The organism is Formosa algae (genome assembly GCF_001439665.1).
In the GTDB taxonomy this organism is placed as follows: domain Bacteria; phylum Bacteroidota; class Bacteroidia; order Flavobacteriales; family Flavobacteriaceae; genus Formosa; species Formosa algae.
The window spans coordinates 168,900-193,520 of record NZ_LMAK01000014.1 but is presented as its reverse complement, the minus strand read 5'-3'; the positions used below and the strand labels follow the sequence as shown (position 1 = coordinate 193,520).

At 34.0% G+C, this 24,621-nt stretch carries 20 protein-coding genes; 6 read left to right on the top strand and 14 right to left on the bottom strand.

Annotation, left to right across the window (positions count from 1 at the left end):
- The first annotated feature begins 29 nt into the window (after window positions 1-29).
- Window positions 30-1,616 (top strand): L-serine ammonia-lyase, iron-sulfur-dependent, subunit alpha, encoded by a 1,587-nt coding sequence (locus tag AST99_RS05750; protein ID WP_057780102.1) that lies wholly within the window; start codon window positions 30-32, stop codon window positions 1,614-1,616.
- A 25-nt stretch (window positions 1,617-1,641) separates the two neighbouring features.
- On the opposite strand, the gene AST99_RS05745 is transcribed toward AST99_RS05750, so the two are convergent.
- From AST99_RS05745 to AST99_RS05735, 4 genes are all read right to left on the bottom strand, one after another.
- Window positions 1,642-2,178 carry a GNAT family N-acetyltransferase gene (locus tag AST99_RS05745; RefSeq protein ID WP_057780100.1) on the bottom strand — a complete coding sequence of 179 codons (537 nt, stop codon included), beginning with the start codon at window positions 2,176-2,178 and terminating at the stop codon, window positions 1,642-1,644.
- 64 nt (window positions 2,179-2,242) lie between these two features.
- Window positions 2,243-2,584 (bottom strand): GNAT family N-acetyltransferase, encoded by a 342-nt coding sequence (locus AST99_RS19000; protein WP_420842213.1) that lies wholly within the window; start codon window positions 2,582-2,584, stop codon window positions 2,243-2,245.
- Between the two features lie 279 nt (window positions 2,585-2,863).
- Window positions 2,864-3,538 (bottom strand): thioredoxin family protein, encoded by a 675-nt coding sequence (locus AST99_RS05740; protein ID WP_057780098.1) that lies wholly within the window; start codon window positions 3,536-3,538, stop codon window positions 2,864-2,866.
- Window positions 3,539-3,543: 5 nt separating this feature from the next.
- Complete coding sequence (locus tag AST99_RS05735; protein WP_057780096.1) at window positions 3,544-4,059, bottom strand: TlpA family protein disulfide reductase; 516 nt, start codon at window positions 4,057-4,059, stop codon at window positions 3,544-3,546.
- Between the two features lie 270 nt (window positions 4,060-4,329).
- On the opposite strand from AST99_RS05735, the gene AST99_RS05730 reads away from it, so the two are divergent.
- The gene (locus AST99_RS05730) at window positions 4,330-4,749 is read left to right on the top strand and encodes a DUF2147 domain-containing protein (RefSeq protein WP_057780094.1); all 420 of its coding nucleotides are present in this window, start codon (window positions 4,330-4,332) and stop codon (window positions 4,747-4,749) included.
- Between the two features lie 65 nt (window positions 4,750-4,814).
- On the opposite strand, the gene AST99_RS05725 is transcribed toward AST99_RS05730, so the two are convergent.
- The 6 genes from AST99_RS05725 to AST99_RS05700 form a co-directional block, all read right to left on the bottom strand.
- A complete protein-coding gene (locus AST99_RS05725; protein WP_057780092.1) occupies window positions 4,815-5,303 on the bottom strand; it encodes a GNAT family N-acetyltransferase in 489 nt (162 codons plus the stop codon).
- Window positions 5,304-5,425: 122 nt separating this feature from the next.
- Window positions 5,426-6,109, bottom strand: a complete 684-nt coding sequence (locus tag AST99_RS05720; RefSeq protein ID WP_057780090.1) for a hypothetical protein — start codon at window positions 6,107-6,109, stop codon at window positions 5,426-5,428.
- Between the two features lie 51 nt (window positions 6,110-6,160).
- Window positions 6,161-7,612 carry an FAD-dependent oxidoreductase gene (locus AST99_RS05715; RefSeq protein ID WP_057780088.1) on the bottom strand — a complete coding sequence of 484 codons (1,452 nt, stop codon included), beginning with the start codon at window positions 7,610-7,612 and terminating at the stop codon, window positions 6,161-6,163.
- Between the two features lie 12 nt (window positions 7,613-7,624).
- Window positions 7,625-7,843, bottom strand: a complete 219-nt coding sequence (locus AST99_RS05710) for a helix-turn-helix domain-containing protein (RefSeq protein WP_057780086.1) — start codon at window positions 7,841-7,843, stop codon at window positions 7,625-7,627.
- Window positions 7,844-7,846: 3 nt separating this feature from the next.
- Complete coding sequence (locus AST99_RS05705; RefSeq protein ID WP_057780084.1) at window positions 7,847-8,344, bottom strand: DUF2975 domain-containing protein; 498 nt, start codon at window positions 8,342-8,344, stop codon at window positions 7,847-7,849.
- Between the two features lie 80 nt (window positions 8,345-8,424).
- Entirely contained in the window at window positions 8,425-10,485 is a 2,061-nt protein-coding gene (locus tag AST99_RS05700; RefSeq protein ID WP_057780082.1) for a polysaccharide lyase family 8 super-sandwich domain-containing protein, read from the bottom strand.
- A 208-nt stretch (window positions 10,486-10,693) separates the two neighbouring features.
- Between AST99_RS05700 and AST99_RS05695 the strand changes: the two genes are divergently transcribed.
- A complete protein-coding gene (locus AST99_RS05695) occupies window positions 10,694-13,507 on the top strand; it encodes an alpha/beta hydrolase family protein (RefSeq protein ID WP_057780080.1) in 2,814 nt (937 codons plus the stop codon).
- Window positions 13,508-13,614: 107 nt separating this feature from the next.
- On the opposite strand, the gene AST99_RS05690 is transcribed toward AST99_RS05695, so the two are convergent.
- The gene (locus AST99_RS05690; RefSeq protein ID WP_232301585.1) at window positions 13,615-14,055 is read right to left on the bottom strand and encodes a MepB family protein; all 441 of its coding nucleotides are present in this window, start codon (window positions 14,053-14,055) and stop codon (window positions 13,615-13,617) included.
- A gap of 114 nt (window positions 14,056-14,169) precedes the next feature.
- On the bottom strand, window positions 14,170-15,087 hold the full coding sequence (locus AST99_RS05685; protein ID WP_057780076.1) for an AraC family transcriptional regulator: 918 nt from the start codon (window positions 15,085-15,087) through the stop codon (window positions 14,170-14,172).
- A gap of 171 nt (window positions 15,088-15,258) precedes the next feature.
- On the opposite strand from AST99_RS05685, the gene AST99_RS05680 reads away from it, so the two are divergent.
- From AST99_RS05680 to AST99_RS05670, 3 genes are all read left to right on the top strand, one after another.
- A complete protein-coding gene (locus AST99_RS05680; RefSeq protein WP_057780074.1) occupies window positions 15,259-16,758 on the top strand; it encodes an aldehyde dehydrogenase family protein in 1,500 nt (499 codons plus the stop codon).
- Between the two features lie 78 nt (window positions 16,759-16,836).
- Window positions 16,837-17,199, top strand: a complete 363-nt coding sequence (locus tag AST99_RS05675) for a DUF779 domain-containing protein (RefSeq protein WP_057780071.1) — start codon at window positions 16,837-16,839, stop codon at window positions 17,197-17,199.
- 297 nt (window positions 17,200-17,496) lie between these two features.
- Window positions 17,497-18,576, top strand: coding sequence for a hypothetical protein (locus tag AST99_RS05670; RefSeq protein ID WP_057780069.1), 1,080 nt, complete (start codon window positions 17,497-17,499; stop codon window positions 18,574-18,576).
- A gap of 104 nt (window positions 18,577-18,680) precedes the next feature.
- On the opposite strand, the gene AST99_RS05665 is transcribed toward AST99_RS05670, so the two are convergent.
- Complete coding sequence (locus AST99_RS05665; RefSeq protein ID WP_083495609.1) at window positions 18,681-20,558, bottom strand: cytochrome-c peroxidase; 1,878 nt, start codon at window positions 20,556-20,558, stop codon at window positions 18,681-18,683.
- Window positions 20,559-20,657: 99 nt separating this feature from the next.
- Complete coding sequence (locus tag AST99_RS05660) at window positions 20,658-24,608, bottom strand: choice-of-anchor D domain-containing protein (protein ID WP_057780065.1); 3,951 nt, start codon at window positions 24,606-24,608, stop codon at window positions 20,658-20,660.
- Window positions 24,609-24,621: the final 13 nt, after the last annotated feature.

Sequence of the window (24,621 nt, the reverse complement as noted above, 5' to 3'; positions counted from 1 at the left end):
ACTAATCTCTTAATCATTTAAGTATCAATATGAAATCGTATCCAAGTATATTTAATGACGTTATTGGACCTGTAATGAGAGGCCCTTCAAGTTCGCATTGTGCAGCAGCTTTACGTATTGGAAAAATATGTAGAGCTATTATGAATAACGATATTAAAGAGGTTTACATTGAATTTGACCCAAACGGCTCTTTAGCAACCACACATTCCGGACAAGGCTCGGATATGGGATTATTTGGCGGATTATTAGGTTGGGAAGCAGACGACGAACGCTTAAAAGATTACGAACATCATATTCAAGACGCTGGCATACAGATTACAATTGATATTCATGATATCGCGGCAACACATCCCAATACATATAAAATTACTTTAAAAAACAATACGGAAACACACCAAGTAATCGCTATATCTACAGGTGGTGGGATGATTGAGATTATAGAAATAGATCAAGCGACAGTTAGTATGTATGGCGATTTTTATGTAACACTCCTATATACTCAAAAACCTTCAGCAATCTATAATACTTTACAAGATCAAAATTTAGGAGAAGTTAACATGCACATTGGAAATCAAAAGTTTATTTCTGTACGTTCTAGTAAAGCATTACAAGCAGAATTACAGCAAGTGATTACAACCTTAAAGGATATTAAAAGTATTAAAGCCATAACACCAGTGCTTCCTATAAAATCTAGAAAAAACCTAAGCGTCCCTTTTATTACTGTAGAAGACATGCTCATTTATAATGCAGATAAGAATTTAAACCTTTGGGAATTGGCCTTAGAATATGAAAGTATAAGAGGACATATAAAACCACAAGACGTCTTAGACAAAATGGGTAATATTGTAGAAGTTATGCGTAATGCTGTGATTACGGGTTTGAAAGGTACCAAGTATAAAGACCGTATTCTCGGACCGCAATCTCTAACATTTAAACAGAAGTTTGAAAACGGGACATTACTTCCTGGAGACGTTTTAAATACGTGTACGATGTACACCTCTGCCATTATGGAAGTAAAAAGTGCTATGGGTGTTATTGTAGCTGCGCCTACTGCCGGCTCTTGTGGCGCCATTCCTGGCACTTTAATTGGGACTGCTGATGTGCTACATTTACCAAAAGACGATATTGTTAAGGCCATGTTAGCCGCGGGGCTTATTGGGGTATTTATTACAGAACACGCTACATTTTCGGCTGAAGTTGGCGGATGTATGGGCGAATGCGGATCGGCTTCAGGAATGGCAGCCGCTGGACTTGTAGTTTTAAAAAACGGATCCTTACAACACGCATTGGCTGCCGCTTCTATAGCATTGCAAAGTTCTTTAGGTTTAATTTGCGATACCGTTGCAGATCGTGTAGAAGCACCTTGCTTAAACAGAAATGTAATGGCGAGTTCCACTGCTATTTCAAGTGCTAATATGGCGTTATCTGATTATGATCAAGTAATACCTTTAGATGAAGTTATTGAAACTATGAAACGCGTTGGAGATGCAATTCACCATACACTTAGATGTACTGGTTTAGGCGGTTTGGCCATTACTAAAACAGCTAAAACTATTGAAGCTAAACTTGCCGGCTACAAAAGCATTTTAAACACGCCTAGTTTTAAAAATTGTTAAGTATAATTTCAAACTTGTTTTGTAATTATAATTTATAATTCTCTTTTAAATAATCGTCTTTTTGAATTTTAAATCGTCTATCTGTACAGTGATCTCTATCATTGTAAAACGATTGTATTGGTGACATAAATTTTTGAAGAATCTTAACAGAAGCTGGGTTGGCAATATTAACATCGGCAGTCACTGCTTCAACTTGCATTATATTAAAATAATAGTCTAACATGCCTTTAGTGGTTTCTGTGGCGTAGCCTTTACCCCAAAATGCTGTTCTAAAACGATACCCCAATTCGTATTCTTGGTCAGCATTTATTAAAAACAAACACAAGCCGATAAGTTCAGATTGTCCAATCTCGTAAATCCCAAAAACACATTTCTCATTTTGTAACCGACTTAAATCTAAATTCAAATTATTATTAAAACGATGGGTAATTTGTGCTGCTGTAAATGCCTTTTGTGGAATTAATTCTAAAACCTTAGGATCTGTAAATAACTCAGCAAAATATGCTTTATCTTTCTGTGTTAAGCCTTTAACCTGTAATCTATCGGTTTCAAATAATAGCATGTATTTACGTATTAGTTCGTTAAAAGACTAAATATAATCTAAAAACAAATACATCATCGTGCTATTATTTCTCCATAAGAATGTGGTGTTCTGATGTTGAAATGGATTTAAAACCAAATCTTTTATAAAATTGTAGTGCTTTCGTATTAATTTTGAACACTTGTAAACGCACAGACTTCTTATCTTTAATTGCTTCTGAAAGAATCCTATTCATAACAAATTCTCCAATACCCAAACCCTGAAAATCTTCAGAGATAAGTAAGTTTTCAATAATAAAAAATGTTTCAGCTTCTATAAGATTAAAGAAACCAATAGCTTCTGTTTTATAACAAATAATTTGTGTGTTTAACGGATTGAAACATTCTGTATGGTACTGATACTGAAAATCGTTATCCCATCCCCAAATGGAAGCAACATAAGGCTTAATAGATTTTGTTTTAATCGCATACGTTAAATTTAAATCTGATGCCGTTGCAGCTCTAAAATCTAAATCTGTGGGTTTTAATGTATAAGTAATACCGTGTTCAATTTAAAGATTCAACTAATATAATAAATTCCTACTTAAAAAATTGTAAATCTGCATCTTGTATACTCGTAAACTTGAAACATATGACACTAAACAACAAAGCATTCGCATAGCTAATGTGCCATACGAATGCTTGATGTATTACATTTACCTAATTTCTTAGATAGCCTTTACTGGGCAACCAATAGCTTTTGTAAAATTAGGTTCTGGTTTCTTCCCGTTTTCTAAGGCATGAATTGCATCTTCTACATATTTTACTTTCACGTCTTCTGCAGATCTTGCATTATCGTCTATGGTACCAATATATTGTACTTTTTTATCCTGATCTAATAAAAATACATGAGGTGTTCTTAACGCACCGTATTGAGGAAATATCTTTTGCCCTTCGTCTGCTAAATATACAAATGGGAATTTTTTATCTGCTGCTCTTTTTTGCATCGCTGCAAAATTTTCTTTGGTGTTAGATTCATTCACATTAGGGTTAATCGCCACTACAGAATATCCTTTAGGAGCATATTCGTTATGCAAAGCAATTAAACGATCTTCGTACATTTTGGCAAACGGACATTCGTTACAAGTGAATACAACAATGTATCCTTTAGCATTTTTTATATCAGATAAAGAAAACATCTTACCATCTACATTCTTTAGTTTAAAATCTGTAGCGACCTCTCCAATCTGATATCCACCAGCTTCTTCTAAAGTTTCTGTTTGTACTGGACTATGTCCGCCTCCTGGAGGTGGTCCTTTTCTATCTTGTGCAGTTGCACTAAAAGGAATAAATAAGCTACTCATTAAAAAAGTAATGGCAAAAGCGATGTGTCTTGTTTTCATTGGTATTAATTATTTAAAGTGTTATGTATTTCTTGTTCTAAATCTTCTAAATTCTTAAATGCCCTTTCGTGGAAGGTGCGTTTATCTTTATTAAAAATGATGGTAAAAGGAATGGCTCCAGACCAATTGGGATCTATTTTATCTATCCAAGTATTAGCATCAGGATCGTCTAACATCACGACTTTAGACGTTATTCCTTTTTCTTTTAAAAATGGTTTAAGATCAGATTCAATATTTTCTGGAAAGTCCATACTAACGAGTAATACATTTACATTAGGATGTTTTTCTTCGTAGGCTTTTAAAATCGGTAATTCTTTTACACAAGGAGCGCACCACATGGCCCAAAAATTCACAATATGTATGGTATCTGAATCTGTGTATAATAATGGTTCAATAGCATCAAAATCATAAACTGTAATTGTATCAAGATCTGAAGCCGTTTTGGATTGTGCATAAATTGCACCGCTAAAAAGGGTAATACATAACAAAACTAAACGTAGTACGTGTTTTTGTCTTTTCATTATAATGTAATAAAGTTATATGTTATACTGAGTGTTAGGATAACGAAATTAGATAAAGGTTTAATTTGACACTTTGTTTTAAGGAATCTTTAACACTGAATGGGTTCTAATCTAGATGGTTTTCGATCAAAAAACATTCTTAAAACTATCACATTTTTAACCTTATGGAATATTTTACACGTTTTCACAACAAAACATTGCTTTTATTAATAATTTAATATATTTTGAGCTTTTATTTTAAACATTAAACAAACTAAAAACAATAACTAGATGAAACACTTATTTTTATTTTTCTTAATCTCGATGAGCATTACAGTCTCGGCACAAAACATTGTTGGACAGTGGGAAACCTACGATGATAAAACCAATGAAAAAAAAGCACTGATAGAAATTTCTGAAACGAACGATGTATACTCGGCTAAAATCATTGATAAATTTGTTGGTGATAAAGATTCTGTTTGTGAAAAATGTGAAGGAGAAAAGAAAAATCATCCCATGATTGGCTTAGTGATTATAGAAGATATAAAAAAGGACGGTGATGAATACAGTGATGGTACTATTTTAGATCCTGAATCTGGAGATGTATACAGCTGCTATTTAAAACTTGTAAATGCTAACAAATTAAAAGTGAGAGGTTTTCTTGGCGTGTCGCTTTTTGGAAGAACACAATACTGGATTAGAAAACAATAAATGCTTTTTAAAACACAAAGTCCAAAACAGTCAGATGAAAAATAGTTTTATCTGACTGTTTTTTTTTAATCCTTACCTACTACACTACTTCTGCGCTCTAAGAGTAACGTATCTCTCCAAACACCATCTAGTTTGGCTATTTTTTCTCTATAACCAATACATCTAAAGTTGAATTTATCGTGAAGTTTTAATGTGCCTTCATTTTCAGGAAAAACACTTGAATATAGAGTCCAAATGCCATGATTTTCAGAAGACTGTATTACATGGTTCATTAATAAAGACCCAATTCCTTTTTGAACACAACTGGTATCCAAATAAATACTAACTTCTACCACACCTTGATACATTACCCTAGCAGATACTGGAGATAAAGCCACCCAACCGATTACAACGCCATCTGCGTCCCATACAAATCTTGAATGTTTTAAATGATTTTTATCCCAATCCGACCAAAGCGGAACCGTAGTCTCAAATGTGGCATTTCTAGATTCTAATCCCATATTATAGATGTCTAAAACTCTAGGACCATCTGTAGGTAGCATTTCTCTAATCATTTTAATCTCAGGTAACAATTAATACGATTAAATTTAGATAAACGCGAGCACAATAGAATTACAACAACGAAACTTTTTTTAAAATAGTTTGAGTTCCATATTATTTAATTCCAAAATGATGATTATATCTTTTCAGTAATTCCTTGCTTTAATTTATCATTCAAATTACTGATGTACGCTTTACGCGCTGATAAAGCATTAAGTGTAGCTTCAAAAGTTTTGGTTTCATTTAAATTTGGAAAGGTAAGTTTGTTTTTTGCCACAGAAGCGGACACCAATAGATTGAAATAATTAAACGCTAATATTAATTTTTGAACCGCATCGGTCTTTTCAATTTTAAATCCAATACGAGTCGCTGTGTTTTCATTAATAATATAACTCGTGCCTCTAATTTTTAAGAGCTCCACGTTTTCAGTTTCGCAGTAATTTATAAAATTCAGCAGGCCTTCTAAATACTGCTGAAGAATCAATTTAGTACGTTCTGAACCATTCATTTGATTTTCAAGAACAAAAATATAATCAAACAAAGTGCCGCCATGTATAACAACCACACCTTTTTTAGGTTTTTCAGACAGAAACAGTGGCGAATGATAGATTATATTTCCGCTTTTCTTAAGTGAAGGTGTATCAAAAAAAGGAGCAATAATTGATAATGCAATCCAAAACACCAGAAAACCGATAACATAAACCCCTAAATACCAGGCTAGGACAAAAGATAAGATGATGACTATTAGGGCTCCTAAACCAATTTTTAATACTAATTGATTTTGTTTTTTTTCAGTTTTAGCGTAAAATCTATGTGTCATTATTTTGAATCATATTATATATTGAATTGAGATTAAAAAAATTTAATGGTTTTATAAATCTGATTTTAATCGGCTTCCTCTAGGAGCATCACTAGTATCTAATACCACCTCTGAATGTAAAAAGGTTGCTGCCGCAGCAGAATCTTTAACTTTAGTAGCACTTCGTCTTAACATTTCAGACTCGAATGCTGTTAACACATTTGCTCTTAATCCGTGTAACTTCCATGACTCTGTTGCCTTACAACCTTTAGTAATACCACGTGCTAAAGACAAAGCATCTAATAAAGCCTGATTGGCACCTTGCCCTTTAAACGGACTCATGGGATGTGCAGCATCGCCTATCAAAGTCATCTGTTTATGGTTTTTCATGAGGTCTGCCGTTAACAACGCTCTGTCATACACAGGATAACCAGATATGTCGGCTTCTGATGTGGCTGCAATAATTTCCGGAATTGGAGTATGCCAAAGTGTACGTTTAGAAGCTTCTTGTTTTAAAGCGGTTTTACCTTGAGCACTTAAGGCTATAGCTTCCTTTTCATTCATAGGGAAACTAAGTTGCCACATCACAGTGTCTTTAGAAAATGGCATAACGTAAATACGTTCGTTCCCATTAGCGGTTTGAAATACCGTAGCAGCATCTAACAACGGACTTTCTATATCTTCTAATTCAGATAATGGGCAAATGCCAAGAATAACTATACAATTTAAATAACGCAAAGGTGTAATGTGTTCTTTAATAATTAATTTCCGAACTGTACTTCTTATGCCATCTGCTCCAACAACTAGATTTGTCTGAATGTGTTTTATAGCGCCATTAACCATAAAACTTAAATCTACTTCATGGTTTGTCGTCTCTTTTATATCAATTAATTGATAATTCCATTCTACGACAGCGTCTCCGCGAAGCTGTTCCATAAGTTCCTGTCTTAAAGCTTGCCGTGCAATATGTACATTAGTGCGTTTGGAAGTGTCTTGCGTTTTAGTTTCTAGCCACTTTCTCATGCCCCATTCCCCTATTATCGTTCCGTCTGTAGTATGTACTATATGCTTAGTAGAAACGATACCTGCTTTTAATTTAGAAATACCAAAACCAGACATGGCTTTACTTGCTTGTTGTAATGTAAGTCCGTACCCTTGAGATCTGGCATTAAAACTTGAATCCCGCTCAAAAAGTGTAAACGGAATACCCCGATGCAGACAAGCGACAGCCAATGCCATACCTCCTATGCCTCCACCAATAATAGCTATATGCGGATAGCGTGCAGTATCTGCCAAAAGCACATGGTCTGATGCTACAATACCCGAACCTGAACAAACCGGGCAAGTATATAAATTACCTTTAGGTTTTACCGGAGCTGTTCCTTTTTTTGTACGTTCAAAATGTAAGCAAGCATTCTGATAGTGTTGTCTTGCTTTTTTATTTAGTTTGCGTCGTTTTTTTCCTTGGCCTTGGCATGCGCTACATTTGGTCCAACTATGACTTGTTTCTTGAGCGTCTTTCAAATTGTGCTTCTTTTAATCGTTAATATCAGATTCCGAATACTCGAGTATATCTGCTGGCTGACAATCGAGTGCTTTACATATGGCCTCTAATGTTGAAAACCGAATGGCTTTAGCTTTTCCTGATCTTAAAATAGAAATATTCGCCGTGGTAATACCAATGCGTTCTGCCAAATCTTTACTTTTTAGTTTGCGTTTGGCTAACATAACATCTAGATTTACTATTATAGCCATAATTTAAATAGTTAATTCATTCTCTTCTTTAAAATCTTTAGCCAAAAGTAAAGAATGGCTTTGAATGATAAAAAACAATCCAATAATAGATATAAATAGCGGAATTAATAAGTTGTCATCAAAAATTAATTCAAATGTACCCTGATATAATTTACTTACAAATACAATAAGAATAACACCTACGGAAAGTAAACCTGTGTATAAAAAATGATATCCCGACTGCTTCAAATTGTCGATGATATGATTTGAAAAGTACTTATTGGATAACAAAAATCTAGCCGTTTTTCTAAGAAAATATAGTCCTCTTAAAAATACGGTATATGTTATAAAAGTTAACACCACGATACTCCAATGCCAAATTGTCCAATCTGAAACACTAAGATCTGCTTGATTAATGTTGATAATCCCTAAAGGAACCGTGAATAAAATACTGATTAAACCTAATACATGTAGCATATAAAGAAAATCCACTAAAGTTTTAAATACAATTGTCTTAGTCATATAGATAATTATTTACCTGTTAAAACTAAACAAAAAATTATCGATAAACAATATTTTAATTATCGATAAACAATTATTTTTTATTTTTCAAGACTAAAACCTACTGTTGTTCCTATCTCCATACCCTGAGGAAGTGTAACACGAACTGTTGTTTTGGATTGTTTTGTAGAAGTGTTTTGACTAGAGCTTGTGTATGCTCCTGAAATGGTAAATACAACCTCTGTCAAAGTCTGTGTCGGATCTGATATATGTACCAACCAACCTTTATTTTGCTTGCTAAATGTTGCTAAGCATGCCGTATTAAAAACAAGATCTTGTGTAGCGTCTAAAGAAATTGTACATGGTTCGAATGCACTTATTGTTATCAATTCACCATTATTAAACGCCAAAACATGTGCGGCATCTGTCTGCATAACGATACGAGCTAAATCTTTAATTTGAGTCTGAGCCATATCTGAAGCAGAAACATCAACCATACTTACATAAGCATAATGATCTGATTTAGGCTCAGCCCCATGAGTAATACCTGCATAAAAAATAGAATCTTTAACTTCGATATCTGGCATCCAAGACAGTATTTTATGCCAACTTCCAAGAACTTGTCCTTGTGTATAATGTAATACCTTATGGTCTAAACTCAAGTAAGCTATGCTATCGTGCCAAATTTTAGTAACACCTTTTTCTGTGCTATCTACTATTACTTGTCCATGTAATCGAGATTGATTTATAGAAGTAACTACTTCATCTGTTCTTGCACTTGTTATTCCAGAACCTAAAGCATATACCGTATTGTTTCTAAACACATACGATTTATTTGCTGCCACACCATCTCTTCGATATTTAAAAGCTGTTATTCCCATATTTTCAACAGCCAAACCTCCTGAAAAATCTGAATTATTCCTATAGCCTTCCCAACCTAATACAGGTAATTTCACGGTGTCTTGCACTACTGTTGTTCCTGGTAATTTTTTCCAATCCCAAACCGGATATATTTCATAATATTCATCTCCCCGTCTATAGATCAGATTTGTGCCATCTCCTAAATAATACGCCTGTAAATTTTCACCATTCCCTGCTTCGGCACCAATGATGCGTGCAGACGACATCCGTACAGGCGAAAAAAACTGAGCTGTTCTATATACCGAATAATCTGAATTTTGAAAATGTGTATACCCTTCAGCAGCTTGATCGGGATTAACATGAGTATCAAAAGCATTAAACTGATTTTTCACTTTATCAAACGTCGCATACTTGGTTTTTGCTCCGCGATAAATTTTCCCATCTACATACTCCGGAAACAATTGTCTGCCACTAGCCAAAATATCATATTTACCGTGATACACTACTTTTTGCTGGCCTTTGAATAAAAAGTTACGCATTAAATCGACTTTATATTCTGGAAAAGACAAGGTTGTTCCATTGAAGATAAACATCCACATGACCATATCTTCTGCAAAGTGCAATCCATAATTTCCAAATTGAGGTTGCGGACCGTGTTGATGAAATGAAAAGTCTGGCTGTAAACCTTCTTCGTCTCCTTTAGATTGGACTAAAATCTGACGTATAGTCGAGGCAGCAGTGATGTAATCCGCTTCGTGATCTCTTAATAATTCCCTCATAAAAACATTACCACTCAACCAAATTTTATTCTGCCCCGTTTTCCCAATTTCACTAGCATCCATAAGTTTTAAAGCCTTCTGCATGGTCTGTTCTGGTATAAAAGTTTCGCCTAATAGTAAAATAGATCCTAAATTTTGCGGAATACCTATTTGTTGTTGCCACCAATTTTCGCTCCGAAACTTATGATTACACCAATAATTGAGACCATTTAAGATGGCGTCAGATACTGCGTTATCTTGATAATATTTACCACTAGTTTTATTGTAAGCTATGGCTAACATTTTTAATCGTTTTAAATGATTAATCGGCATCCAATTACTTCTCCTAGTCATGGTATAATCAATATCGGCCCAAGAACCATCATTTGATAAACTTTGTAATAACGATTTTACTTCAAGCGTATCTATAGCTTCTAAGTTATAAAATTGTCTGAAGTTCGTTTTTAATTGCGCTGTTTGTCCTAAGAATTGTAAAGGTAAAAGCATACAAAGTATACCTAATATTAGCCAATTTTTTTTCATAAGTAATTAGAGTTTCAACTCATATCGAGCAACATCTATAAATTTAAGAAATTATAGCCATTTACAAAATCATAAACACAACACAAAAAGGTATGCAAATATTCAATTTTGACTGGGTATTTTTATCATAAATGTTAATTTGAGTCGGATATAGCCTAAAAACAGAATATTATTTTGATTTATATTATATTTAAAAAAAAATGACTAAATGAAATTTGTAATCTCTACTCTATTACTCTGTTGTAGCATCTTTAGCTACTCCCAAAAAAAATCTCTAGAACAATCCGATATCGGACTTTGGAGAACCATTGATGACGAAACTATTTCGCCAAATGGTGATTATGTAATGTATACTTTAAATGAAGGTGAAGAAGATCTTTACTTAAAAATTAAAGATGCTAAAGCTAAACTAATCTTTGAGCATGATCGTGCTAAAAACGGAACATTTACAACCGATTCTAAATATGCTTTATTTACCATTAATGCTTGGAAAGACAGTATTACAGCACTAAAACGTAAAAAAGTTAAGAAAAATGACTTACCTAAAGACACTTTAGCAATATATAATTTAGAATCTAAAACCATAAATAAAATTGCAAACATTAAGTCTTATAAAGTACCAGAAAAATGGTCTGGTTATGTGGCTTATATGTTAGATGAAGTAAAAAAAGACAAAAAGAAAAGCAAAGACACCCTTTCTAATGATAAAGTAAAAGACACTTTAGCTAAAGGAAAAAAGAAAAAAGGGCCTAAAAAAGTGAGTAAAGACAATGGTTACCATTTAGTGCTTAGAAATTTAAAGACGCAACAAGAAGACACTATAAAATATGTGACTAACTATACGTTTGCAAAAGAAGGCCAACGATTTGCATATACAACTACAGGAGATGCCGACAAACTTGCTGCAGGAGCTTTTGTTATGAATTTGGAAAACAATGAAAATACTCAGGTTTTCGAAGGGCATGATCAGGTAAAATATTACCAATTACGTTTTAGTGATTCTGGTGATAAACTTGGATTTATTGCAGATTTAGATTCGACTAAAGTACAGGAACGTCCTAACAAATTATACGTTTGGTCTGCTGGAGAATCTAAAGCATCTCAAATCTTAAATAATACAACGGCGCCTAAAGGCTACCGTGTGTCTTCAGACGGAAGAATCCATTTTTCTAAAAATGAATCTAAACTCTATTTTGGATTAGCAACACCTTCTATTCTAAAAGATACGACCTTAATTGATGAAGAAATTGTAAATGTTGAAGTATGGACATACAACGAACCTGAATTATACACCGTACAAGAAATGAATGTAAAACGCGATCAAAAGAAATCTTATGAAACCGTATTGCATCTGGATACTAAAAAAATCGTTCAATTAGCAACTACTACATATCCAAATGCCTCAATTGGAGATGAAGGAAATGCCAATCAGGTTTTAGTGAGCACGTCTGAACCTTACGACTTATCACGCCAATGGACCGCTTTAAGAGCATCAGATTATGCGCTTGTAGATGTAAACACAGGAGAAACAAAACCGATTATAACAAACTTTGCAGGCGGTATCCGTTTGAGTCCGAAAGCAAAATATGCCTATGGTTATAATTTAGTAGACAGCACATGGGTGAGCTACAATCTTAGCACAGGCAAACAACTGGATTTAACTAAAGGTAAAATATTTTATAACGAACTTAACGACACGCCTAATTATCCAAGATCTTACGGTGCTGCAGGTTGGACAGCAGATGACAGTGCATTATTGGTTTACGACAGATACGACGTGTGGTCTATTAATCCAGATACTGGAGATATGACTAAATTGACATCGGGAAAAGCTACTAAAACACAATATAGATATGTTGAGTTAGATGATGAAGAGCGCTTTTTAGATGTAAATACACCTTGGTTGTTTTCAACTTTTAACGAAGACAATAAATATTCTGGATATTATACTTACAATGCTAAACGTAAGAAAGGAGAACAATTATTAGAAGGGCCTTACAGATATTCAAGACCTATAAAAGCGCTAGATAATACAGATGTTATTTTCTCTAGAGAATCCTTTACAGAATTTCCAGATATTAGATATTCTAATTTAACGTTTAAAAAGCAAATCAAAATTAGTGATGCAAATCCACAACAAAAAGATTACAATTGGGGAACGGCTGAATTAGTGACTTGGACCTCTCTAGACGGTATTCCTTTAACTGGTATGCTGATTAAACCAGAAGATTTTGATCCAAATAAAAAGTACCCCATGATTGTGAATTTTTATGAAAAAAGTTCAGATGGATTATATCGTCATAAAGCTCCTGCATATGGGCGCTCTACTATAAACTATAGCTTTTATGCTAGTAGAGGATATGTAATTTTTAATCCAGATATAGAATACAAAGATGGATACCCTGGAGAAAGTGCTTACAATTGTTTAATGCCTGGTGTCTCTGCCATGGTTGCCAAAGGCTTTATAGACAAAGATAATATTGGGTTACAAGGTCATAGTTGGGGTGGTTATCAAATCGCGTATTTAGTAACTAAAACCGATTTATTTAAAGCTGTAGAATCTGGAGCTCCTGTACCAAATATGATTAGCGCCTATGGCGGAATTCGTTGGGGAACAGGATTAAGCAGACAGTTTCAATACGAACACACACAAAGTAGAATTGGAGGTACACCTTGGGAATACCCAATGCGTTATATAGAAAATTCTCCTATTTTTTACTTAGATAAAGTGAACACTCCAGTGTTAATTATGCATAATGATGCAGACGGACACGTGCCATGGTACCAAGGTATAGAATTCTTTACAGGATTACGCCGATTAGGAAAACCGTCATGGTTGTTAAATTATAACGGCGAACCACACTGGCCACTACAATTTCAAAACCGAAAAGATTTTAATATCAGATTGGCTCAATTTTTCGATTATTACTTAAAAGGAGCAGCCAAACCGATGTGGATGGAACGCGGTGTACCTGCTATTGAAAAAGGCATACATCAAGGTTACGAATTAATGGAACAATAATCCAATTATAAATACTCCATTATAGTTCAATATAAAAGCTATCAATTTACATCTATTGTAAATTGATAGCTTTTTTTTTAACCGGAACTTAAAGGTATATTCTGCCTTTATATAGTGTATAATTTTGATGCACTTTTCAGATATATATCATCGTGAATCTGATAAAAATATTCTAATTGCCATTGCTGTGTTTGTATTGCCTGTTTACTTTGTGGAACACCCCATTCTGGATAAACTCTAAATGCGCGTTTACCGTCTCTATCTTCTGTAGATAAAATACCTTGAGTTATCAAAACCGATTTAGGAAACACAAATTGTCCGAAATACACACCTGAACTCACACTAACAACAAAATAATCTATGGTATCGCTTTCATTAAACGGTACTGTAATACCATTTTTATCGCGTGTCCAACACGTAACAAATTGTCCGATTTTTTTTGGAGTTATTTTGGCATGCCTACTTATAATATGTAAACCATTAAGTTTAAATTGACAAGCATTGTAAGACTTGCTTTCAACATCTGTACTAAATTCTGAAACAGTCAAATTTAATTGGTTATAAACTAGATTTTGAATACGTTTAAAATACTCGTTCATTATTATATGTAACTGTTATTAAAAAACAAATAAAACACATATTTATTAGAGTTCCTGCAATATTTAAGTACTTATGGATTTTTTAAATTGCTGAGGTGTCATTAATTCCATCTTTTTAAATTGTCTGTTAAAATAACTCGTATTATTAAAACCAGATTTAAAAGCAATGTCAGACATTCTAAAGTCTTTAGACTCTTTAATAAGCTTTTTAGAAAATTTAATCTTTTCAGAATTAATGTAATCAATAGGAGAAATCCCTAGAGTGTTTTTAAATTGTTTATGAAAATGAGACGTACTCATATATGCTATTTTAGCAAGTATATCTACAGTGATATCTTTATTTGTTAAATTATTTTTTATGTATTTAATAACTGTGCCCATTCTAGTATCATTAAAAATCTGATTGGGATCGTTAATAATTAAAGACTTGGCTTTAGTTTGCAACAAGCGTATTATTAATTCTTGAATCATTAAATCTAATAACACATCTTTAGATTTATTGTTGTTAATAAAGGTATAGGTTAAGCGCTTAATTAAATGATTAACATCTATATTGTTTATTAAATGAGACGCCGTATCATCTAGTGTCCAATTACAATTTTCTTTTTCAATGGCCACTTGCTGATTGAATTTTTCGACCACTTCATTAATTTTAAAAGCATCTATACCCAAGGCCAAACATTGCGTAGGATTTTCTAATGTCGCTAACGGAAAGTCTATTATCATTTCTTTTTGCTTTGGCATTACAAACGATTCTCCTGGATAAAAATCAAATGCTTCAAATCCATCAATATGCATAATTTTCTTTCCGGTAAGCATACTGGCAATAATGGGAAAATTAAATGTTAAAGACACTTTCTCTGCATACGTATGGGTTTCGTAAATATTCAATTCGGCATAATCGGCTGTATACGTCGTCCTATTCTCAACCAAAGTGGTAAGTTTTCTAAATTTCTTATGATGATTTAATATGGATTTCATGGGCAAACCTTTAAAATGATATTAGATAATTAGGAAACAATAGATATGTTCAAAATTATGATAAATATGTTCAAGTGAATTCATATTTAACAAAATAACTTTACTAAAAATAAATATAACACATTTATTTAATCAAAAAATTACTTATTTAATAATTTAACATCATTTTAAATGAATTATTCAAAGCCAGAATTCAAAGAGAAATACGACAATTTTATAAACGGAAAATTTGTTGCGCCATTGGGCGGACAATATTTCGAGAATACCTCGCCCGTAGATAACAGTTTAATAGCAAAATATCCACGATCGCAAAAAGAAGATATAGAATTGGCTTTAGATGCAGCCAATGCGGCTAAAGACTCTTGGGGACATACTCCTGCTGCAACTCGTGCCGCATTACTCAATAAAGTTGCAGATATTATTGAAGCACATTTAGAAGCATTTGCCTTAATTGAAACCTGCGATAACGGCAAACCCATACGCGAAACCTTAAATGCAGATATTCCTTTAGCTGTAGACCATTGGCGATATTTCGCAGCCTGTATTCGTTCTGAAGAAGGAAGTGCTACAGAATTAGACCAACACACATTATCTATGAATATTAAAGAACCTTTAGGGGTCGTTGGACAAATTATTCCATGGAATTTTCCGTTACTAATGTTATCTTGGAAATTACCTCCTGCTTTAGTTACAGGAAATTGTGTGGTTTTAAAACCAGCCGAACAAACACCTTCTTCGGCAACATTTCTAATGGAAAAAATTGCGGATGTTTTTCCTCCAGGTGTGGTAAATATTATTCATGGTTTTGGACCAGAAGCAGGAAAACCCTTAGCCTCTAGTGCTCGCGTAGATAAAGTGGCATTTACAGGCGAAACGACTACCGGACAATTAATTATGCAATACGCCTCTAAAAACTTAAATCCGGTGACTATGGAATTAGGTGGTAAATCGCCTAATATTTTCTTTAATTCTGTTATGGATGCAGACGATGCTTTTTTAGATAAAGCTATTGAAGGTGCTGTATTATTTGCGTTTAATCAAGGTGAAGTGTGTACCTGTCCTTCAAGAATTTTGGTCCAAGAAGATATTTATGATGCCTTTATGGCTCGTGTGGTAGAACGAACTAATGCCATTATTCAGGCAGATCCATACGATGTAAATACTATGGTGGGCGCTCAAGCTTCTAACGATCAATATGAAAAAATACAATCGTATTTTGATATTGGAAAGGAAGAAGGTGCTAAAATACTCACGGGTGGAGAAGCTAATATTCTAGATGGAAACTTAGCAAAGGGTTTCTATATTAAACCTACCCTATTTGAAGGTCATAATAAAATGCGCATATTTCAAGAAGAAATTTTCGGACCTGTAGCTTGTGTTGCAAAATTTAAAGATGAAGCTGAAGCCATAGAGATTGCTAACGACACTTTATATGGATTGGGTGCTGGTGTGTGGACGCGAGATGCACATCAACTCTATCAAATTCCTAGAGCCATTAAAGCTGGTCGTGTTTGGGTAAACTGTTATCATGCGTATCCAGCTCATGCACCATTTGGAGGCTATAAAAAATCTGGCTTCGGAAGAGAAAACCATGTTATGATGCTGAATTACTATCGTCAAACCAAAAACATGTTAATCTCTTATGATAAAAATAAATTAGGATTCTTTTAATAGTAATAGTTGTTGGTTAATAGTGAATAAGGCTATCCTATAAATTAAAAATATGGTAGCCTTTTTAATTTTAAAATTATGGATAGAATAGCAATAACTGAAACCGCCACAAAGGTTTTAAACACATTAAAAGCAAAACATGGAGCTCTAATATTTCATCAAAGTGGAGGTTGTTGCGATGGATCTGCACCGATGTTATTAGAAAAAGACGATATGTATATAGACGAAAGTGACATTCTGTTAGGGACGTTACAAGGTGTAAATTTTTATATGAATCAGGATCAATTTGAATATTGGAAACACACACATTTAACTGTAGATGTTACCGAAGGCCGTGGTGCGAGTTTCTCTTTAGAAATCCCTTTAGGATTACGATTTTTAATTCATTCTAGACTGTTAACCGAGGAAGAAAATGCTGTATTAAATAAAAAAAACAACTAAACAATATTTAAAATTAAGCATCTTAATCTTAGGCTATTAAAACCATCTAAATTAGCACTATTAAGCAGAAAAAGCTAAGCGAAATTATTAACAAAACAACACACTAACACCTTACTATATACATATTTATATTACTCTTCTTGGTTTGTAAAAAAAGGTTACATATTTTAGTCCACTCAATTTAAGTGAAATTTAACACATAAAATTAAGATCAGATTTTAATTAATTTGGTAGTAAAACATGACAAATTAATTATATTTAATTCGCTATAAATCACAAACCAACCTTATAATTAGTATGAAACAATTTATACTCTGCTTACTAGCTATATGCTGCTTAGCTACTAACGGATACTCTCAAGAAAAAGATTCTATTGCTTACCCTTATGTGTTGCCCGTTTGGGGACAAAAAGTTGCAGATCGTGGTATGGCAGATCAATTACAACTTCCTTTTGGTTTAAACCTAAATTATGTAAATGTGTTTATGGATTTAGACATTACAGAATTTGGTTTAGAAGTCGGTGGAAAAGATTTTACTGATGTATTGAATGTAGAAACTTTAAACTTTACAAAAGTAACTGCCACCACAAACGGTGTAAATTTTAGAGCAGATGCTTGGGTTTTACCTTTTATGAATGTGTATGGTTTATTTTCTACAGTAACCGGAGGAACACAAGTTGCTCTTCAACCTACATGGAAAGATGCAACTGGTGAAATCATTTTACAATTACCTGAATTTTCTTCTAAGGTAGAGTTTGATGCCACAACTTATGGTATTGGTACAACCTTAGTTTTTGGTTGGAATAATTACTTTGTAAGTACAGATTTTAACTACTCGCGTACCAATACAGAATTGTTAGAAAATCAAGTGGGATATGCAACCTTATCTGCTAGAGCAGGATATCGATTCCGATTATCAGACAAAAATCCTGATTTTTATATTGCTCCATATGCTGGAACCATGTATAGAAACTTTGTAGGTGCCAAAGGAAATTCGGGATCTATAGGATTAGATGAAGTCTTTCCTGAATTAGATGCCACTTTTAATGATGCAGTAGATGAAAAAATAGCAAGCAATCAAGAAATCATAGATGCGCCCGGAACAAGTGCAGCCGAAAAAATAAAATTACAAGCTCAAAACCAGGCTTTACAGACTATTGAAGATAAAGTAAATGAAAGTGGGTTATTTTCTACAAAAGTAGACTATCAAATTCGTAAAGAATTAGCACAGACTTTAACGTTTCAGATGGGGTTTAATCTACAGCTTAGTAAAAATTGGATGGTTAGAGGTGAATATAGCTTGTCTGACGAACAACGTTTTATCTTAACAGGATTACAATATCGTTTCGGGATCAAGAAAAAAGAATTTAGACCTTAAAATAAAACTGTATAGACACAAGTGTTTTAAAAGTATAAAAAAAGCCAAATGCAACGATTGTATTTGGCTTTTTCATGTAATTAAACGGTGTCTTTTTTCCCTTATTAATTCACATATTCAGAAACATCTGTAAGGGTTTCCATAAAGGCAATAATATCTTTAATATCTTGTTTAGACAAATCTAATGGTGTGTCCGGCAAGGTCTGATTTTCTACCTCTAAACCCATTCCTGCTCCACCTCCAAGATTATAAAACTCTAACACCTCTTCTAAAGTTTCAAAAGACCCATTATGCATATAAGGTGCTGTTAAAGCAATATTTCTGATCGTGACCGTCTTAAATGAATTCTTGTAGTAAGGTTGATGATCTCCTGATAATCCATTATTCATACGGCCTAAATCTGTATCTAATTTTGGATTGATGCTATCAAAACCTTGTGTAATCCCTAACACTTCAGATTCCGAATCTAAATAAAACGGAGGAATGGTTCCGTTAAACATCGGAGCAAAATGGCAACTGCCACAAGCTGCTTTTCCCATAAATAAATTAAATCCGCGTTTGGCATCTTCTGGATATTCATCACTTTCGTTTCTAACATATTGGTCGAATGCACTATTAAACGATTTTAGAGAATTTACATAAGCTGCAAGCGCGTTGCTAACCGACCTTTCATTAATATAAACCTTACTGATGTCGCCATAAGCCGCTTTAAACATATTGACATATTCAGAATTTGAATTTAACTTTCTAACAATAGTTTTAAAATCGGTATTAAACTCTAAATCGTTATCGACCACATGCATCACTTGTTTTTCAAGATCAAAAGCACGCATATCTAAAAAATAACGTGTAGAATATCCTGCATTTAAAATTGTAGGAGAATTTCTCGAAGTAAAAACGCCTGCTCTATTTGATCTACTCTTAGGTAAACCATCTGTAAAAGCTTTTTCTGGATTATGACAAGTTAAGCAAGACATTATATTTTTATTGGAAAGCTGTGGATCTTTAAACAACAGCTCACCTAATGCAATGGTTTTTGGATTATCTAGAGGTAAATACACCAATTCTGAGAAGAAATTAGACTTTAAAAAATTGATATTAAAAATGTTCTTTGCCTGATAGTCTTGCGCATGCTTTTTATATGGCTCTAGTTTAATATTATTTTCATTCTGAAATTCTAATAACTCAGAATACAATGGATTAACCACCTCTTTTAAAAACACTAATCTATTTAAATCATTAAAATTAGTCTGGCCGTTAAGCATTTTTTGTCCGCTTTTAAAAAGTCGTTTTATCTGCTTAAATTTAGGCTTTGCTTCTGCATACATCCCATGTTCAAAAAACATAAAGGCCTGTTCCATACTTTTCATACTCTGTAAACTTTCTTCTATTCCGTTTACAGAACCCGGTGTATCGTAACCTGTAACACCTAATGTAAAAATACGGACCATTCCTGACCGTATGCATTCTATAATTTGACTGGATTTTAACTGAATGGGTAAATGTGTTTTTGTAATAAAATCTACACGCGTTTTTAAGCCTGTAACCAAATCTTTTATATGATTTAAGTTTTCTATGGATTCTACTTCAAATACAGCTTCATCTAAAGCTTGTAATCCGCAAGGCGCAATTACTTGATCGGCTTCAAAATATTCGCTTATTTTAGGTAACGGTGCCCCATTAATATATGTTCCGTTGTAAGGTGTTTGGTAATAATCGAATATAAATTCTATGTTTTTATAAATTAATCGTGTCTTTTTTATCTGCGTCCTCAAGGCATCATAATCGTTAACAGATGTAGACTTATTAGCTAAATCTGCTAATGTATTCACTTCATCCTGAAACTTATAAAAATGTGTTGTATACCACAATTCGACTTCTTTTGGAATGGTATTAGCCTGATACACTAGTGTTGTTTTTCGCCCAGAGAGCATAAAAAAACATACCATTACAGTGAGTATTAAAAGACTTATTTTTTTCATGACTAACTAAAATTTATTATCAAAATAATAGCAAAACCTCAACTAAAATCCGACCTAAGCCGAACTTGTTGAGGTTTTATCTATATTGTATTGGATGACTTACTCAATAATAACAGATTTGTAATACGTGTTTTTATCTGTTTTTATTTCAACAACATACATCCCTGAAGCTAGATTACTAACATTAACAGTCGCGTCTGTAGTTGATTTTACCAGAGCTCCTGTATTGTTATAAATTTTAGCTGTTTTAAAATTTTCGTTCAGATTAACCTTTATGTTCAATAAATCGTTAGCAGGAACTGGATATATTTTTATACTATTTTCTTGAGTATCTGTCTGGTCTACAGAAAGAGTAACTCCAGATTTATTGATGGTAAAATAATCATCGATATCGCCGTTATCCCTAACAAATTTAATGTTTAGGTTTTGTCCGCCATTTCCATCAGATTCTATTTCCATAACGCAAGATCCAAGTTCGTTTAAAGATACAGACATGGCTTGATGATTTAAATCTCCTCCAGAAGTCTGACCTGCAGAACCCGTTGTTATATAAACAGCACCTTCGGTAGCATCTAGAGTTTTTTGATATACGCCAGTACCATCTGCCTTACCATCTCCGCTTCCTGTTGCTCCAACTGTATGTCCGCCATTAGAAACCTCATCAATATTAAATGTATTTGAAGCACCTTGATGTCCATTTATAAAATAAGAACGCTCGTAAGAATGACTATGTCCGTTTAAAACAAGATCTACACCATTTGCTTCTAACAAAGGCATAAAATTTTCTCTCATATCGATAAGTCTATCTTCATAATCTGAATCGTGAGATCCTTTAGAATATGCTGGGTGGTGGAATAAGGTTACAATCCAATCCTGTGTCGTGTTTTGAATGTCTGTTTGTGCCCAATTATACATGGCATCTCCTACGGCACGGCTAGAATGGTGAGAATCTAAAATGATAAAGTGAATATTTCCATAATCGAAGGCATAATACGCTTCTGTACCTGATGCTGTTCCTCCTGCTTCTGCTTGAGTTGGGAATGAATAAATATCGTAATACGGACCAGATTGCGTATCAGAATCTGCGGTATAACCATCGTGGTTTCCTAAGCAAGACCATGCTACAGATTTTTTCAACATCTCGTCGTATACATCAAAGAACGCATATTGGTATTCTAGATCTGTACCACTACTATAAGCGTTATCACCTAAAAACAACATCATATCTGTTTTCCCTGTATTCTCAGTTGCGTTTGCAACATAATTGTAATACGCATCTCGCACTTCTCTTTGCGAAGTGTTTGCTGTTCCAGGATCTCCTAAAATCCAAGCACGTATAAACTGGTCTGTTCCTGCTTCAGGCGATGTAATAACGTACATATCTCCTGTTGTACTTTCAGATAGTACTTCGGTGTTATTCCCGATGTTATAATAATATTTGGTATTCGGAGTTAAGCCTGTTAATACGACTTCATGCTCTGTGGTTAAATCTTCACTAACTTCATTTAGAGTTAAAGCATCTAAGCTGGTTCCGTAATTTACAACAGATTCTGTAGCATTATCTGTTCTCCATTTTACAATAACACTATGAGCTGTTCCGGACTGTAAATACGGACCACGTTCGATATATGCTGAAGGTAATCGTGCTTCGCTAGGCGTTAATTTAAAATTGAAACTAATGTCTGAACTAGAACTCCCTGATTGGTGAATCTCTACAGAGATTACATTTACACCATTTACCAAAGGCTCTACACTTACACTTCTTGAATTCCAAGCAGACTCATCATCTCCGGCAATAGCAGATTCTGCTTCATCGTTAAAAGAAATTGTTTCTGATGTTGGTAAATTATTTCTCCAAACTTCAACATTATTAATGTAAACTATAATACCATCATCTCTAACAGCTTCGATGTCTAAACTATTAAAAAGAGACGTATCTTCTATGGTTATATACTTTCTAAAGTATGTTGTAATAGGTCTTGGAGTTGCTGGTTGGCCAATATCTGTCGTTTCATCGCCATCGCCATAACCAATTTCGGTTGCTCCCTCTATCCAATTACCTTGATCAAAATTTAAAAGTCTCCAATCTGTTCCATGGTCTGTGCCATCTGCAGAATAAAACCAAGAATCGCCGGCTGAAATTGCAGCAGGGAACGTACCATTTATTCCCTCTCCTTTAACGGTAAAGGTAAAGACATTATCATCTTCATCATCACTATTAACAGTAATAACAGATGTAATTTCTGCAGCACTTAAAGGTGTAAACAACACTTGAAATGTTGTAGATGCTCCAATATTTAAAGTCGATTCTGGTGCACTAATAATGGTAAAATCATCTGCGCTACTTGTTACAGATCCAATAGTTAACACACTATTACCTGTATTTTGAATTGTAAATGTTTTAACACGCTCAATAAAAGTGTAAATAGACCCAAAATCTGTATTATCTAATACATCTGGAGTGATATCTCCATTCTCTATTGGCATGTCGTTTCCTAAAACATCTAAATCTAATACTGGAGTTGCTCCACTTCCTGCTATATTAAAAGTATATGGATTTTCATCTGTATCATTATTAATAATAGACACCGTGGCTGTATAGGCTTCAATAGCTGTTGGAATAAATTCTATCTCAAACTCAGTGTGCTCTCCAGCTTCTAAAATCGCTACTTCAGGCTGAACACTAATTGTAAACGCCGAATCTCCCGTTAAAGACACTATAGGATCTCCTGACAGGTTTAAAGCTTCTTCGCCTATATTGGTAATCGTATAAGTTTTAGTTACGATTTGATTTATACCAATATCTCCAAACTGAGTATCGTCTAAAACATCAGGAGTAACATTTCCACTCGCTATGGTTAAGCTATTTCCATATACTGTAATTTCTGCAGGAGGAGTAATATATTCTAAATGTAAAGTTGGTGTGCCATCAGAATTACTTTCTGCTTCTCTCCAAGCCCCATCAGACCTAGATACTCCGGTAAATGTAAAAGCCATACTATTTCCTAAAGCCCAACCGTCTCTAGAAGTGATTTCTGAAATAATGGCACTAATATCTGGTGTTCTTTGATTTTCTGAAGCATAACCAATTTGTCCAACCCAACTTGCAATATCCCAATCTACATTAGCAGAGGTTGCAGTTCTTTTAGACAATCCGTAGTCACCATTATCTTTAAGACCTAAAGCATTATCGCTATCATCGCCTTGAATATTTACAGTAACATCTCCTGCTCCATCTTGATCTGCTTGAAATTGAATATATGCCTTACTAATAGTCGCATGTTTAGGGATATTAATATTATCAAAATGAAGTCCAACAATTTGTTCAGTATCACCATCATGATAAAATTCCAAATCGGAACTTATTACACTCACATAACCATCTGTTGTATCTTCTTCTCCAGAACCATTATCTGAACTGATTGAGATATCTGCAGTAGAAATGGTTGCACCTACTTCTACAGACTCTGATGTGTACACCAAGTGTAAAATAGGTCCGCCCGATGCTGTTCCGCTTTCTGCTTCTCTCCAAGCCCCATCAGAACGTGATACTCCTGTAAATACAAAAGCCAAATTATTCCCCGAAACCCATCCATCTCTGCTTATAATTTCGGTAATAACGGCACTAATATCTGGAGTTCTTTGATTTTCTGAAGCTTCATCTTTTTGTCCAACCCAACTCGCAATAGCCCAATCTACATTTGCAGTTGTAGCTGTTCTGGACGAAATTCCGTAATCGCCATTATCACTCAATCCGACTGCATTATCACTTGCATCTCCTGTAATGTTTACAGTAACATCTCCAGCACCTTCTTGATCTGCTTGAAACTGAATATAGGCATTTGTAATTACCGCATCTTCAGGTAAATTAACCTGTTCAAAATGGATACCTACCACCTGTTCGGTATCACCATCGTGATAAAATTCTAAATCGGAACTGGCGATGGCAATATCACCATCGGAAGTGTCTTCTTCGGCGGTACCTGTGGATACACTGGCTATATCGACAGTAATTGTTTGTGAAAATGAATACGCTGTAAAGAGCATCATTAACATAAAAGTA

What these genes read in the sequence shown, in the direction of transcription:
- AST99_RS05660 (WP_057780065.1), bottom strand. Translation starts at nt 24,608, where the DNA reads ATGATGCTCTTTACAGCGTATTCATTTTCACAAACAATTACTGTCGAT.
- AST99_RS05735 (WP_057780096.1), bottom strand. Translation starts at nt 4,059, where the DNA reads ATGAAAAGACAAAAACACGTACTACGTTTAGTTTTGTTATGTATTACC.
- AST99_RS05685 (WP_057780076.1), bottom strand. Translation starts at nt 15,087, where the DNA reads ATGAAATCCATATTAAATCATCATAAGAAATTTAGAAAACTTACCACT.
- AST99_RS05680 (WP_057780074.1), top strand. Translation starts at nt 15,259, where the DNA reads ATGAATTATTCAAAGCCAGAATTCAAAGAGAAATACGACAATTTTATA.
- AST99_RS05705 (WP_057780084.1), bottom strand. Translation starts at nt 8,344, where the DNA reads ATGACTAAGACAATTGTATTTAAAACTTTAGTGGATTTTCTTTATATG.
- AST99_RS05740 (WP_057780098.1), bottom strand. Translation starts at nt 3,538, where the DNA reads ATGAAAACAAGACACATCGCTTTTGCCATTACTTTTTTAATGAGTAGC.
- AST99_RS05695 (WP_057780080.1), top strand. Translation starts at nt 10,694, where the DNA reads ATGAAATTTGTAATCTCTACTCTATTACTCTGTTGTAGCATCTTTAGC.
- AST99_RS05710 (WP_057780086.1), bottom strand. Translation starts at nt 7,843, where the DNA reads ATGGCTATAATAGTAAATCTAGATGTTATGTTAGCCAAACGCAAACTA.
- AST99_RS05665 (WP_083495609.1), bottom strand. Translation starts at nt 20,558, where the DNA reads ATGAAAAAAATAAGTCTTTTAATACTCACTGTAATGGTATGTTTTTTT.
- AST99_RS05725 (WP_057780092.1), bottom strand. Translation starts at nt 5,303, where the DNA reads ATGATTAGAGAAATGCTACCTACAGATGGTCCTAGAGTTTTAGACATC.
- AST99_RS05730 (WP_057780094.1), top strand. Translation starts at nt 4,330, where the DNA reads ATGAAACACTTATTTTTATTTTTCTTAATCTCGATGAGCATTACAGTC.
- AST99_RS05750 (WP_057780102.1), top strand. Translation starts at nt 30, where the DNA reads ATGAAATCGTATCCAAGTATATTTAATGACGTTATTGGACCTGTAATG.
- AST99_RS05720 (WP_057780090.1), bottom strand. Translation starts at nt 6,109, where the DNA reads ATGACACATAGATTTTACGCTAAAACTGAAAAAAAACAAAATCAATTA.
- AST99_RS05675 (WP_057780071.1), top strand. Translation starts at nt 16,837, where the DNA reads ATGGATAGAATAGCAATAACTGAAACCGCCACAAAGGTTTTAAACACA.
- AST99_RS05670 (WP_057780069.1), top strand. Translation starts at nt 17,497, where the DNA reads ATGAAACAATTTATACTCTGCTTACTAGCTATATGCTGCTTAGCTACT.
- AST99_RS05700 (WP_057780082.1), bottom strand. Translation starts at nt 10,485, where the DNA reads ATGAAAAAAAATTGGCTAATATTAGGTATACTTTGTATGCTTTTACCT.
- AST99_RS05745 (WP_057780100.1), bottom strand. Translation starts at nt 2,178, where the DNA reads ATGCTATTATTTGAAACCGATAGATTACAGGTTAAAGGCTTAACACAG.